This window comes from Streptomyces sp. NPDC006487, from assembly GCF_042870555.1.
Lineage (GTDB): Bacteria > Actinomycetota > Actinomycetes > Streptomycetales > Streptomycetaceae > Streptomyces.
Map to the genome: position 1 here is coordinate 222,830 of NZ_JBIAHN010000010.1, position 13,057 is coordinate 235,886.

At 72.2% G+C, this 13,057-nt stretch carries 15 protein-coding genes; 8 read left to right on the forward strand and 7 right to left on the reverse strand.

Annotated features, from left to right (window positions below):
* Positions 1-410: 410 nt before the first annotated feature.
* The 4 genes from ACFYM0_RS19315 (at position 411) to ACFYM0_RS19330 (ending at position 3,482) form a co-directional block, all read left to right on the forward strand.
* Positions 411-995, forward strand: coding sequence for a suppressor of fused domain protein (locus ACFYM0_RS19315; RefSeq protein WP_388502789.1), 585 nt, complete (start codon positions 411-413; stop codon positions 993-995).
* A gap of 79 nt (positions 996-1,074) precedes the next feature.
* Positions 1,075-1,716: a DUF6758 family protein gene (locus ACFYM0_RS19320; RefSeq protein ID WP_266904792.1), complete on the forward strand. Its 642-nt coding sequence runs from the start codon at positions 1,075-1,077 to the stop codon at positions 1,714-1,716.
* 216 nt (positions 1,717-1,932) lie between these two features.
* Positions 1,933-2,799 (forward strand): PHP domain-containing protein, encoded by an 867-nt coding sequence (locus ACFYM0_RS19325; RefSeq protein ID WP_388502793.1) that lies wholly within the window; start codon positions 1,933-1,935, stop codon positions 2,797-2,799.
* Between the two features lie 77 nt (positions 2,800-2,876).
* A complete protein-coding gene (locus tag ACFYM0_RS19330) occupies positions 2,877-3,482 on the forward strand; it encodes a MarC family protein (protein WP_388502796.1) in 606 nt (201 codons plus the stop codon).
* A gap of 74 nt (positions 3,483-3,556) precedes the next feature.
* Here ACFYM0_RS19330 and ACFYM0_RS19335 read toward each other — a convergent pair whose 3' ends face one another.
* The 3 genes from ACFYM0_RS19335 to ACFYM0_RS19345 all read right to left on the reverse strand — a co-directional run bounded on the left by ACFYM0_RS19335 (position 3,557) and on the right by ACFYM0_RS19345 (position 6,878).
* Positions 3,557-3,709 carry a hypothetical protein gene (locus ACFYM0_RS19335; RefSeq protein WP_243335969.1) on the reverse strand — a complete coding sequence of 51 codons (153 nt, stop codon included), beginning with the start codon at positions 3,707-3,709 and terminating at the stop codon, positions 3,557-3,559.
* A gap of 93 nt (positions 3,710-3,802) precedes the next feature.
* Positions 3,803-4,714 (reverse strand): alpha/beta fold hydrolase, encoded by a 912-nt coding sequence (locus ACFYM0_RS19340; protein WP_388502798.1) that lies wholly within the window; start codon positions 4,712-4,714, stop codon positions 3,803-3,805.
* Between the two features lie 106 nt (positions 4,715-4,820).
* On the reverse strand, positions 4,821-6,878 hold the full coding sequence (locus tag ACFYM0_RS19345; protein ID WP_388502800.1) for a DEAD/DEAH box helicase: 2,058 nt from the start codon (positions 6,876-6,878) through the stop codon (positions 4,821-4,823).
* 465 nt (positions 6,879-7,343) lie between these two features.
* Here ACFYM0_RS19345 and ACFYM0_RS19350 point away from each other — a divergent pair, with 465 nt between their 5' ends.
* Entirely contained in the window at positions 7,344-8,102 is a 759-nt protein-coding gene (locus ACFYM0_RS19350) for a ferritin-like fold-containing protein (protein WP_243335974.1), read from the forward strand.
* Between the two features lie 85 nt (positions 8,103-8,187).
* On the opposite strand, the gene ACFYM0_RS19355 is transcribed toward ACFYM0_RS19350, so the two are convergent.
* The 4 genes from ACFYM0_RS19355 to ACFYM0_RS19370 form a co-directional block, all read right to left on the reverse strand.
* Positions 8,188-8,490: a hypothetical protein gene (locus tag ACFYM0_RS19355; RefSeq protein ID WP_388502801.1), complete on the reverse strand. Its 303-nt coding sequence runs from the start codon at positions 8,488-8,490 to the stop codon at positions 8,188-8,190.
* Positions 8,491-8,661: 171 nt separating this feature from the next.
* Positions 8,662-8,889 carry a DUF3107 domain-containing protein gene (locus ACFYM0_RS19360; protein WP_243335978.1) on the reverse strand — a complete coding sequence of 76 codons (228 nt, stop codon included), beginning with the start codon at positions 8,887-8,889 and terminating at the stop codon, positions 8,662-8,664.
* A gap of 184 nt (positions 8,890-9,073) precedes the next feature.
* Positions 9,074-9,712, reverse strand: a complete 639-nt coding sequence (locus ACFYM0_RS19365) for a TetR/AcrR family transcriptional regulator (RefSeq protein WP_214949215.1) — start codon at positions 9,710-9,712, stop codon at positions 9,074-9,076.
* Positions 9,713-9,858: 146 nt separating this feature from the next.
* Entirely contained in the window at positions 9,859-10,074 is a 216-nt protein-coding gene (locus ACFYM0_RS19370; RefSeq protein WP_388502804.1) for a hypothetical protein, read from the reverse strand.
* Between the two features lie 122 nt (positions 10,075-10,196).
* On the opposite strand from ACFYM0_RS19370, the gene ACFYM0_RS19375 reads away from it, so the two are divergent.
* Genes ACFYM0_RS19375 through ACFYM0_RS19385 form a run of 3 tightly spaced genes read left to right on the forward strand, consistent with a single transcriptional unit; the run spans position 10,197 to position 12,924 of the window.
* Positions 10,197-11,222: an alpha/beta fold hydrolase gene (locus ACFYM0_RS19375; protein WP_388502806.1), complete on the forward strand. Its 1,026-nt coding sequence runs from the start codon at positions 10,197-10,199 to the stop codon at positions 11,220-11,222.
* Positions 11,223-11,225: 3 nt separating this feature from the next.
* The gene (locus ACFYM0_RS19380; RefSeq protein ID WP_388502809.1) at positions 11,226-12,782 is read left to right on the forward strand and encodes a DUF3152 domain-containing protein; all 1,557 of its coding nucleotides are present in this window, start codon (positions 11,226-11,228) and stop codon (positions 12,780-12,782) included.
* Positions 12,783-12,828: 46 nt separating this feature from the next.
* Complete coding sequence (locus ACFYM0_RS19385) at positions 12,829-12,924, forward strand: Ms4533A family Cys-rich leader peptide (RefSeq protein ID WP_388502812.1); 96 nt, start codon at positions 12,829-12,831, stop codon at positions 12,922-12,924.
* Positions 12,925-13,057 lie beyond the last annotated feature (133 nt).

Here is a 13,057-nt window from a genome sequence, read left to right on the forward strand (position 1 = left end):
TCCTTCGCGCGCACGGCTGCGGACCGTACGGGTGGGAGGTCCTTCCGGACGGCACGCTCACCCGGTCGGCAGTCCGGGCGGGCAGGCGGAAGGATCAGGACGGGAGGACACAGTTCTTCCGTCGCTCTTCGACCGATCCGGCGTGTGGATCCAAAGACCCGCGGATCAAAGGGGGCGCGGCGCGCCCGTCGGCGAAGTGGAAGAGCGAGAGGTACCGCACGTACTGTGCGATCGACTTCGATGCACCGCAGCCCCACCTCCTCCGGCCGGTCCCCCGTAAGGGACGTCCTGTCGCCGGGGCACTGAAACTTCTCTTCTGAGAGCGTCCCCGACCAGCGGTCAACGATATCAGCCGACGGATGGTCAAGAGCCGCTCTTTACCCGGCTGATACGAGTTCTATGCTCGGTCCATGGCAGAAATTCTGGCCCTTGTGGAAGCCCGGCTGCGCGCCGCCCTCGGCGAACCCGATGCCCGCGCCGCCGTCACCTTCCTGGGCACCGACCGTTTCGAAGTCCTCCGCTTCACCGAGGGCGACCTCGTGCGGTACGCGACCCTCGGCATGTCCGCCCAGCCCATGACCGATCCGACGGCGGTGGTCTCCGACCCCGTCCGCGGCCCGCGGGCGGAGCTCGTCCTGACCGTACGGGGCGGGCTGGCGCCCACCGACAGGCTGCTGCGGCCGCTGGCCGTACTGGCGGCCTCGCCCCAGGTGGAAGGGCTCATCGTGGCGCCCGGCGCCTCACTGGACGTGGGCGAACCCCTCTGGGAGGGGGCGCCGTTCACCTCCGTCCTCGTGGCGGAGCCCGGCGGTCTGGTGGAGGACCTCGCCCTGGACGACCCCATGGACCCCGTCTCGTTCTTCCCGCTCCTGCCGATGACGGCGAACGAGGCGGCGTGGAAGAGGGTCCACGGCGCCGCCGCCCTGCAGGAACGCTGGCTCGCGCGCGGCACCGATCTGCGGGACCCTCTGCGTACGGCAGTCGCACTGGACTGAGCATCCGGCCGCCGCCCGGCCGCCCGGACGGGTGAGCGCGTCTTGACGGGGCGCGCGGCGGGGAGGAGCGTGGCTTCTTATGAGGGGCGAACCGAGTTGCCCGAAGTGTGGTGGCCGGGTCAGGGCGCCCGGTCTTTTCGCCGACTCCTGGCAGTGTGCGGTGCACGGCACCGTCCATCCCCTGCAGCCCGTGATCCCGCCGAGCGTCGAAGGCCTGGGCGTGGTGGTGAACCGGGCGCAGGTACCGGTCTGGATGCCCTGGCCGCTGCCCGTCGGCTGGCTGTTCACCGGAGTCGCCTCCGCCGGTGACGACCGCAGCGGCGGCCGGGCCACCGCCGTGGCCTGCTCGGGTCCCGGCCCGCTCGGCGGCATCGGCGAGCTGCTGCTGATCGCCGAGGAGCTGGGCGTCGGCCTGGGCGCGCGCTTCGCCGGCCTCGACGCCCCCGACCCCGGCCGCTACATGAACGTCTCCGCGCCGCCGCACGCCAAGGTGGTCGCCGCCGGGCGCCCGACACCCCTCTGGCACGTCACCGGCGTCCCCGAGGACCGGGCCGTCTTCGCCGGCGAGGCGCGCGGGCTGTGGCTGTGGGCGATCGTCTGGCCGGAGCAGTCGGGCCTGCTGATGTACGACGAGCTGGTCCTGACCGACCTGCGCGACGCGGGAGCCGAGGTGGAGCTGCTGCCCTGCGGCGCCCTGAGCCCCCGCATTTTGTCCTCCTGACGCGCCGCAGGCCTTCTTGACGCGCCGCTCGCGCGGCTCGGCCCTGGCGGGCCTCCCCGGCTTCGCGGCGCTGCGCCGGACTCCGTCCGGCGGCGCGGGGCGCGGGCGGTCCCGGCAGCCCCGGCACAGGCTGCCCCGTGCAGAGGGCCCGTACGGGGAAATGCGGACGGTATCCTGGAGCGTCCCCCGTCCGCGTGTGAACCCTGGAGTCCGGCTGTGCGCATCGATCTGCACGCCCACTCCACGGCCTCGGACGGTACGGACACCCCCGCCGAGCTGGTGCGCAATGCCGCAGGCGCGGGGCTCGACGTGGTGGCGCTGACCGACCACGACACCGTCGCCGGGTACCGCGAGGCCATCGCCGCGCTGCCCCAGGGGCTGACCCTGGTCACCGGCGCCGAGCTGAGCTGCCGCCTCGACGGCATCGGCATGCACATGCTGGCGTACCTCTTCGACCCCGAGGAGCCCGAGCTCTTCCGTGAGCGGGAGCTCGTACGCGACGACCGCACACCCCGCGCACAGGCCATGATCGGCAAGCTGCAGAACCTCGGGGTGGACATCACCTGGGAGCAGGTGGCCCGGATCGCCGGTGAGGGATCCGTGGGGCGCCCGCACATCGCCGCCGCGCTCGTCGAGCTGGGCGTCGTGCGCACCGTGTCGGACGCGTTCACCGCGGACTGGCTCGCCGACGGCGGCCGCGCGTACGCAGAGAAGCACGAGCTCGACCCCTTCGACGCGATCCGCCTGGTCAAGGCGGCCGGCGGGGTCACCGTCTTCGCCCACCCCGCCGCCGTCAAGCGCGGCACCTGCGTGCCCGAGAGCGCGATAGCCGCCCTCGCCTCGGCCGGTCTCGACGGCATCGAGGTCGACCACATGGACCACGACGAGCCCACCCGCGCGCGCCTGCGCGGCCTGGCCGGCGACCTCGGTCTGCTGACCACCGGGTCCAGCGACTACCACGGCAGCCGCAAGACCTGCCGCCTCGGGGAGTACACGACCGACCCCGAGATCTACGGCGAGATCACCCGCCGTGCCACCGGGGCGTTCCCGGTCCCCGGCGCCGGCGGACGCGTACGCGGCTGACCGCTGCCGCCGCCCCTCCCCCTCTGCTTCGCTTGCCCCCTCTTTTTCGTGACACCCCTCTCCTGCAAGGCATCACTGTGCTCGATTTCGCCGTCTTCGGATCCCTCTTTCTCACGCTTTTTGTGATTATGGACCCTCCGGGGATCACGCCCATCTTCCTCGCGCTGACCTCCGGCCGCCCCGCCAAGGTGCAGCGCCGCATGGCCTGGCAGGCCGTCTGCGTCGCCTTCGGCGTCATCGCGGTCTTCGGTATCTGCGGCCAGCAGATCCTCGACTACCTGCACGTCTCCGTGCCGGCCCTGATGATCGCGGGCGGGCTGCTGCTCCTGCTCATCGCGCTCGACCTGCTCACCGGCAAGACCGACGAGCCGAAGCAGACCAAGGACGTGAACGTCGCGCTCGTCCCGCTCGGCATGCCGCTGCTCGCCGGGCCCGGTGCGATCGTCTCGGTGATCCTGGCCGTGCAGAAGGCCGACGGGGTCACCGGGCAGGTCTCGGTATGGGCCGCGATCATCGCGATGCACATCGTGCTGTGGGTGGTGATGCGCTACTCGCTCGTCATCATCCGCGTGATCAAGGACGGTGGCGTGGTCCTCGTGACGCGCCTGGCGGGCATGATGCTGTCCGCGATCGCCGTCCAGCAGATCATCAACGGCGTGCTCCAGGTGATCCACACCTCGTAGCGCCACCCGCCGCGCATGCGAACGCCCCCGCACCGGGATCGGTGCGGGGGCGTTCGGCGAATAGGTGGACGCGGTCAGTTGGACACGGTCTCAGCCGGTCGGATCAGGATGCGCTGGCCTACGGCCGCGGCCTGCTGCACGATCCGGTTGACGGAGGCCGCGTCCACGACGGTGCTGTCCACGGCAGATCCGTCGACGTCGTCCAGGCGCAGAATCTCGAAGCGCATGGGGCTTCTCCCTTCGTCAGTGTTTCTCCTTGTACAGGGTTAACGAAGTGTAAGCCGCAAACATTCCCTACGCTAAGGAAATTTTTTCTCTGTCTAACTACTAACGGGGGTCGGAGACGTCAGAGGCCCCTCGGAGGACTCCTCGGAGGCCTTCCAGAACGCCGCCAGTGCCGCTGCCACGGCCGCCGGATCCTCGGCGTTCGGAGAGTGTTCCGTCCCCGGGATCACCACCCGCGCCGCGCCCAGCCGGCGCGCCATCGCGTCCATCTCCGACACCGGCCACACCGGGTCCGACTCCCCGGACAGCACCAGCTTCGCCAGTCCGGGCGCCGCGGCGGCGAGCTCGTCGATCCGGTCCGGCTCCTCGATCAGCGCCCGGCCGGTGACCATCAGCTGCTCGGGGACGGTTCCCAGCCAGCGGGCGCGCAGGAAGGCCGCGAGGGCCGGCTCCTCGGGGGGCGCGTCGCGCGGATCCATGGCACGCATGGCCTCCCAGATGCCCGGCATGTCGTCGCCCAGTGCCTCCAGCGCCGAGACGAGCAGCTTCGTACGGCCCTGCTGGTCGGCGCAGACCGCGCCCGGGCCGCTGCTCAGCAGCGTGAGGCTGGCGTACGGGGCCGGATCGCGGACCACGGCCGCCCGGACGATCAGCCCGCCCAGCGAATGCCCGAGCAGGTGCACCGGCCCGGCCGTGTTTAGGGCGGCGGTCTGCGCGAGGACGTCGTGCGCCAGTTCCGCCAGGGCGTACGGGGCCTGTGTGCGCGGGCCGCCGCTCTCGTGCTGGCCGCGGCCGTCGACGGCGACGACGCGGTACCCGGCGGCGGCCAGCGGCCCGAGGAGGCCGATGAAGTCCTCCTTGCTGCCGGTGTAGCCGGGCACCAGCAGGGCGGCGCCGCGGGCCGGCCCGACGGGCACGGCCTCGTGCGCGGCGAACTCGCCGCGGGCCGTGGCCAGCCGGAACGCACGGGCTGCGGGCGGGAGCGTGAGGGTCGGCGGCTTGCTCATGGCCCGAGGTTACCGGCCCGTACGCCCGTACGGGAGCTCCGCCCGGGCCGGGGTACGCCGATGGCCCCGGCCCCCTCGAAAGGGGACCGGGGCCATCGGCAGGGCGTTACGCCTCCGGGGTCTCCACCGCGGCGACGGCCTTGCGGGTCCGGGTGCGCTTCGGCTTGACCGGAGCCTCCGGGGCCACCGGAGCGGCGGCCTCGGCGGCCGGAGCCTCCGGGGCGGCAGCGGCGACCTTGCGGGTGCGGGTGCGCTTCGGCTTGACCGGGGCCTCCTCGGCCACCGGCGCGGCGGCGTCGGCGACGACCTCGGCGGCCGGGGCGGCAGCGGCGACCTTGCGGGTCCGCGTGCGCTTCGGCTTGACCGGGGCCTCCTCGACCGCGGCAGCGGCGACGACCGGAGCGACCGGCGCCTCGACCACGGCGGCCTGGGCGACGACCTCGGCCACCGGGGCGGCGACCGGAGCGGCTGCGGCCTTGCGGGGCGCGCGGGCACGCGGGGCGCTGCTCCGGGGGGCGCTGGTGCGGCGCTCCCGGACCGGCTCGACCAGCGGAGCCATCTGGAAGTCGACCTCGGGCTCCACGACGAACGGGGCCAGGGGCTCCAGTGCCGTGGCGGGGGCGACGAAGGTGGCGGCCGGAGCGGCCGACCGGGTCCGGCGGCGGCGCGGCTTGCGCGCCTCGTCGGCGGCCGGAGCCTCGGGGGCCTGGACCGCCTGCGCCTTGACCGCCGCGGCGGGCGCGGCGACCGGGCTGACCGGGGCGGCCTCGGTGGTCACCGGGGTCAGCAGCTCGGCGCCCTGGTCCGAGCCGCCACGGGTGCGGCGACGCTGGCGCGGGGCGCGGGCGGGACGCTCCTCGGCGACCGGGGCGGCCACGCCGCGGCCACCGTCACGTCCGGCGTCGCGTCCACGACCGCCGTCGCGACCGCTGTCACGGCCACCGTCGCGGCCGCCGCGTGCACCGCGGCCGCCGGTCTCGCCCAGGTCTTCCAGGTTCTCGGCCTTCAGGCCGGCCCGCGTGCGCTCGGCACGCGGCAGGACGCCCTTGGTGCCGGCCGGGATGTTCATCTGCTCGTACAGGTGCGGGGACGTGGAGTACGTCTCCACCGGGTCGTGGAAGTCCAGCTCCAGCGCCTTGTTGATCAGCTGCCAGCGCGGGATGTCGTCCCAGTCGACCAGGGTGACGGCGATGCCCTTCTTGCCCGCGCGGCCGGTGCGGCCCACGCGGTGCAGGAAGGTCTTCTCGTCCTCGGGCGTCTGGTAGTTGATGACGTGGGTGACACCCTCGACATCGATACCGCGCGCGGCGACGTCGGTGCAGACCAGCACGTCGACCTTGCCGTTGCGGAAGGCGCGCAGCGCCTGCTCGCGGGCGCCCTGGCCCAGGTCGCCGTGGACGGCGCCGGAGGCGAAGCCGCGCTTCTCGAGCTGCTCGGCGATGTCGGCCGCCGTGCGCTTGGTGCGGCAGAAGATCATGGCGAGCCCGCGGCCTTCGGCCTGCAGGATGCGGGAGACGAGCTCCGGCTTGTCCATGTTGTGCGCACGGAAGACGTGCTGCGTGGTGTTGGCGACGGTCGCGCCCTCACCGTCCTCGGAGACGGCGCGGATGTGCGTCGGCTGCGTCATGTACCGGCGGGCCAGTCCGATGACGGCGCCCGGCATGGTCGCCGAGAACAGCATCGTCTGACGCTTGGCCGGCAGGTAGCTCATGATCCTCTCGACGTCGGGCAGGAAGCCCAGGTCGAGCATTTCGTCGGCCTCGTCGAGGACGAGGGCCTTGACCTTGGAGAGGTCGAGCTTCTTCTGGCCGGCCAGGTCGAGCAGGCGGCCCGGGGTGCCGACGATGACGTCGACGCCCTTCTTGAGCGCCTCGACCTGCGGCTCGTACGCGCGGCCGCCGTATATGGCGAGGACGCGGACGTTGCGGACCTTGCCCGCGGTGAGGAGGTCGTTGGTGACCTGGGTGCAGAGCTCGCGGGTCGGAACCACCACGAGGGCCTGCGGGGCGTCGGTGAGCTGCTCCGGCGTGGAACGGCCCGCCTCGACGTCCGCGGGGACGACGACGCGCTCCAGCAGGGGGAGGCCGAAACCGAGCGTCTTGCCGGTACCGGTCTTTGCCTGGCCGATGACGTCCGTGCCGGACATGGCGACGGGGAGGGTCATCTCCTGGATCGGGAAGGGGGACACAATGCCGACGGCCTCAAGGGCTTCGGCCGTCTCGGGAAAGATCCCGAGGTCTCGGAACGTAGTCAGGGTGCTGCCTCTTCTGTGAGACGCGGCGCGAGGCGGCGAAGGGGGTCGTACCGTGCCGGGCTTGCAGTACTACTACGTACGTACGAAGCTGCGCGGGACCACGAGCCATCGCTCAGGCGCTTTATGCCGCTGAGGGGGCCCCTCGTGGGAGGCGGTACGTATGAACGTACGCATCACGCCGAGGGCGGTCGGGTGGAGCCGATCGGGCCACCGACCGGGCATCCTCATTCGGATGGCCCGCCGAGTGTTCGGCAGGCGCATTACCACTGTACCCCGGAATCTCGCAGCTGTGTCGGGTGAATTCACCAGGTAGGCGCGTTTACGTGGACTGAGCAGGTGGTTCATGGTGCCTTTCGGCGAGCTATTGTGCGGAGCATGTCGACCGTTGAAAACGCATCGCCCGCCGACGAAAGCGCCCCCTCCGAGGCAGCCGGCATCGCCGCCCAGGACTGGGCCACGGCCTCCGCCTCGCCGCAGTACCGGGCCGCCGTGGTGGATCTGCTCGGGGCGCTCGCGTACGGCGAACTCGCGGCCTTCGAACGCCTCGCGGAGGACGCGAAGCTCGCGCCCACCCTCGGGGACAAGGCCGAGCTCGCGAAGATGGCCTCCGCCGAGTTCCACCACTTCGAGCGCCTGCGTGACCGGCTCACCGCGATCGACGAGGACGCCACCGCCGCGATGGAGCCCTTCGCGAAGGGCGTCGACGACTTCCACCGCCAGACCGCCCCGTCGGACTGGCTGGAAGGCCTGGTCAAGGCCTACGTCGGCGACTCCATCGCCAGTGACTTCTACCGCGAGGTGGCCACCCACCTCGACACGGACACCCGCGGGCTCGTCGTGAGCGTGCTCGACGACACCGGCCACGGCGGTTTCGCCGTCGAGAAGGTGCGCGCCGCCATCGAGGCCGACCCCCGCTGTGGCGGCCGGCTCGCCCTGTGGGCCCGCAGGCTGATGGGCGAGGCCCTGTCGCAGGCGCAGCGCGTGGTCGCCGAGCGCGACGCGCTCTCCACGATGCTCGTCGGCGGCGTCGACGGCATGGCGGCCGGCTTCGACCTCGCGGCCGTCGGCGAGATGTTCACCCGGATCACCAAGGCGCACACCAAGCGCATGGCGGCCCTGGGCCTCGCGGCCTAGTCCGGGACCCGGGACTGACCCAAGACGCCGGCCCCCGCGCGGAACCTTCCGCGCGGGGGCCGGCGTCTTGGGTCAGTGGGGTCGTCTAGCCCCGCGTCGGAATCGAAAACGGAGTCCGGTGGGACGGCCTCGCAGTCCGGCCGGCGGGCCGGAGCAGCAGGGACAGGACCACCGCCGAGACCAGCGCGCCGCCGATGAGGGTCGCGAACAGGGTGTTGTGCCCGGGACCCAGCGCGGTGTGCGTCAGATAGGCCCCGAAGAGGGCGCCCGCCACTCCGCTCACCAGCACCGCCCGCGGAGAGGGCAGCCGCGGGCCGAGCGCACGGACGGCCGTCCCGGCCAGGGCGAGGCCCAGGAGAGCGGAGCCGAGCGCCTCGATCAGCAGCATGGGGGTTCCTCTCGAACGGCGGACGTAGGTCGGACGTACCGGGGCGTACCGGGAGCGTGTCGCTTACAGCGGTCCTACCCGAGGCGGAGGAAACGGAAACGGCCCGGCGGAGTCGTCCACCGGGCCGTTCTCGGTACTTCTGGGTGCTCCGCCGTGCGGGGAGCGTTCGGCTCAGAGTGCGCCGAAGCCGACCTTGCGCGCGCTGGGCTCGCCCAGGTCGACGTACGACAGGCGCTCGGACGGCACCAGGACCTTGCGGCCCTTGATGTCCGTGAGGCTCAGCAGCGGCGCCGAGCCGGACAGGGCGGCGGTGACGATGCTCTCCAGCTCCTCGGCACTCAGGTCGCTCTCGAGCACGATCTCCCGGGGTGCGTGCTGCACGCCGATCTTGACCTCCACGGCCTTGTCCCTCCGACGGTCCGGTTCGCGCGATCTGCCGCGCCGTTACCCGGTCCACATTAGCCCGGAGAGAGGACGTGTCCGCCGCGCGGCGAAAACGCTCGCAGCGAACAGCCGCCGGTCAGACCGGCGGGGACCGCCGGGGCCGGCCCGGAAACCCGGCCCGGCCCCGGTCGGCCGCCGGTCAGACGTCCGTCGGGTGCAGCGGGAAGCCGGCGATTCCGCGCCAGGCGAGGGAGGTCAGCAGACCCACCGCGGTGTCACGGGCGACCGGGCTCTCGCTCGACAGCCAGTACCGGGCCACGACCTGCGAGACCCCGCCCAGGCCCACGGCCAGCAGCATCGACTCGTCCTTCGACAGGCCGGTGTCCTCGGCGATGACGTCCGAGATGGCCTCGGCGCACTGCAGCGAGACGCGGTCCACGCGCTCGCGCACCGCCGGCTCGTTCGTCAGGTCCGACTCGAAGACGAGGCGGAAGGCGCCGCCCTCGTCCTCGACGTACGCGAAATAGGCGTCCATGGTCGCGGCGACGCGCATCTTGTTGTCGTTGGTCGACGCCAGAGCGGTGCGCACGGCGAGCAGCAGGGCCTCGCAGTGCTGGTCGAGCAGCGCCAGGTAGAGGTCGAGTTTTCCGGGGAAGTGCTGGTAGAGCACCGGCTTGCTGACTCCGGCGCGCTCCGCGATGTCGTCCATGGCCGCAGCGTGGTAACCCTGCGCGACGAAGACCTCCTGGGCGGCGCCCAGAAGTTGGTTGCGCCGGGCCCGGCGCGGAAGTCGCGTGCCCCGCGGACGCGCTGCCTCGGTCTGCTCGATGGCTGTCACGCCGCCTCCCACTTTCTCTAGTACACAGTGCGCCTTGCGCCGCGCGGCCATCGTACTTTTCGGTAACCGAATCTGGAGGGTTCAAGCCGAGTTTTCTCGCGGTACGGACCGCCGGTTACCCACCGGAGATGCTGGTCAGCGCTTGCTCAGCGGTAATCGTCCTCGTCCAGGGCCACCACCCGGGTCTGCTCGGCGGCGTCCCCGTCGGAGGCTTCGCGCTGGCCCACGGGGGTCAGCGGATCGTCCTCGATCGGATTCAACTCCGCGTTCTGCTCCGCCGCGTCCGCCTCGGGGGCTTCCACGTCGAGGGTTTCCGGCTGCTCTGACTGGAAGGTGTCCGGTTCCGCAGGGTCGACAGTCATGGAGCGCACCCCTTTCCACTTACGAGCCTAGGAGGATCGCGCATACCCCGCTAGGCGGTGCCGCAAGCATCTGTGACGGCGAACACAAGAGGCGGCGCGTGATCGTCTCGTAACATTGCCCCATGTCTTCGACCGAGCTGCCGGGTGTGCGGTCCGCCGACCCCTCGTCTTCCAACGAGTCTTCCCAGGTGGGAGCCGTGCGAGTGGCCGAAGGGGAGCAGCTGCGCACCGACCGGCTGCCCGGGCTGGAAATGCAGGTGCGGTACCGCCCGGCGGTCCGGGCCGGTCTGCCGCCCGCGCTCTTCGTCCACGGGCTCGGCGGGTCCTCGCAGAACTGGTCCGCGCTGATGGCGCGGCTGGCCGATTCCGTCGAGGGCGAGGCCGTGGACCTGCCCGGCTTCGGCTGGTCGCCGCCGCCCGCCGACCGGGACTACTCGGTGACCGGGCTCGCGCGCGTCGTCATCCGCCACCTCGACGCCGCCGGGCGCGGACCGGTGCACCTGTTCGGGAACTCCCTCGGCGGCGCCGTCTCCACCCGGGTCGCGGCCGTCCGGCCCGACCTGGTGCGCACGCTGACGCTGGTCTCCCCGGCCCTGCCCGAACTGCGCGTGCAGAAGTCGGCCGTGCCGACCGCGCTGCTCGCCGTGCCCGGAGTGGCGGGACTCTTCGGCAGGCTCACCCGCGGTCTGAGCGCCGAGCGGCGCACCCGGGGGGTGACGGACCTTTGCTACGGGGACCCCTCGCGGGTGACGCCCGAAGCGTTCGAGGCGGCCGTCGAGGAAATGGAACGGCGGCTCGCACTGCCGTACTTCTGGGACGCGATGACCCGTTCCTCGCGCGGCATCGTCGACGCCTACACCCTCGGTGGCCAGCACGGACTGTGGCGCCAGGCGCAGCGGGTGCTCGCGCCGACCCTGCTGGTCTACGGTGGCCGGGACCAGCTCGTCTCGTACCGTATGGCGCGCAAGGCCGCCGCGGCCTTCCGGGGTTCGCGGCTGCTGTCCCTGCCGGAGGCGGGGCACGTGGCGATGATGGAGTACCCCGAGGTGGTCGCGGCCGCCTTCCGGGAGCTGCTGGACGCCACCGGCGACGGGGAGACCGTGCACACCGTGGAGAACGTGAATACCGACGAGGACGGCAAGGGCTGAGACGTGGGACGACATAGTCGCAAGGAGCCCGCCAAAGCTCCGGGCCCCGGCTCAGAGCATCCTCAGCCGGCCGAACGGGCCGGTGTCCGGACCGCCGCCCCGTCCCAGGCGGGGTGGGCCGAACCGGCCGTCGCCCCGCGCGGGTACGCGGCCCCGCCGCGCCACGAGCCGGTGTCCGGCGCGCGCGGCGGCCATCCCGAACAGCACGAGCCCGGCGGGGCCTGGGGCGCCGCCGCGGGCACCGGCGCGGCCTACGGGGACTGGCGCGGGGCCCCCCGCACCCGGCCGGCGGCCGCCACGGGCGCACCTGCCCAGGTCTACGGCACCCAGGTGTACGACACTCCGGTGCACGATGCCCCGGTCTACGACGCCCCGGCCTTCGGTACCCCCGCGGTCGGTTTCCCGCAGGTCACCCTCGACTCGCCGATGACCGCGACGGGCTCCCACCGCCGGATTCCCGTCGCCGGGGACGCCTTCACCGCGACGGGTGCACACCGTGCGGTCCCGGTCGCCGACGACGCCTTCACCGCGACGGGCTCCCACCGCCGGATCCCGGTCCACGAGGACGCCTTCACCACCACGGGCTCCTACGGCGCCGTCCCCGCCGCCCGGGACCTCGTCGCCGAGGACGCCTTCACCGCCACCGGGTCGCGCCGCCGGATCCCCGCGCCGCGCACGCCGGTCGCCACCCCCGCCGAAGAGGCGCAGGGGGCGCCGCCCGCGGCCGGGCGCGGCGCGAAGGGGCGTACGTACGCCGGGATGGCCGCGGCGGCCGTCACCGTCGCGCTCGCCGTCGTCGTCGCGGGCCAGGCGGCCTCCGAGAGCGACAGCGCCAAGAACACCGTGCGCGCCTCCGACGAGGGCAACAGCCACACCGCCCAGGGCAACTCCGCGGCCTCCCGCTCCGACGACCGGCCCACCCCGGACGCCTCCGCGGCGCTCAAGGCCGCGCCGGAGCTCACGTACGACCAGAAGATGGCACAGCAGTTCCCGATCGACGAGAAGCTGAAGGGCTCCGGCGTCTTCGACACCGTGCCCGGGGTGGCGAAGGCGCCGGGCAAGGGGCAGGTGGTGCGCTACCGCGTCGACGTGGAGCAGGGGCTCGGCCTGGATCCGCAGCTGTTCGCCGAGGCCGTGCACCGCACGCTGAACGACGACCGCAGCTGGGGTCACGGCGGTACGAAGACCTTCGAGCGGGTGCCGGGCGGCGAGGCCGATTTCGTGATCACGCTCGCCAGCCCCGGGACGACCGGTGTCTGGTGCAAGAAGTCCGGACTCGACACCACCATCGACAACGTCTCCTGCGACTCCGCGTCGACCGATCGCGTGATGATCAACGCGTACCGCTGGTCGCAGGGTTCGGCGACGTACGGCGCGGACCAGATGTTCGCCTACCGCCAGATGCTGATCAACCACGAGGTCGGCCACCGGCTCGGCCACGGCCATGTGAGCTGCCAGACACCGGGCGCGCTCGCTCCGATCATGCAGCAGCAGACGAAGTCCCTGGACATCAACAACATCAAGTGCAAACCCAACCCCTGGGTGTATCCTGGGAGTTGATCATCCGCGTTGACAAGCTGTCCGATGGTCGGTCATTGTTCTCCGCATGTCGCACCTGCACACCATCACCGCGAGCGCCGCCATTGAGCTGGCGCTGCTTGGTGTGACCGCGCACAGCGTGGCCGACATCCTCTGTCGCTGACGCCTCCCTGAGCGCGCGACTTCCTCTTTTCTCCGTTGTTCCGCCGCGCCCGGGGCCCACCAGCCCGCAGGTGCGGCTTCCTGACGTTTTCCGTCCCCGCCGTCGGCATGCCGCCGACCGCGCCGACGTGGAC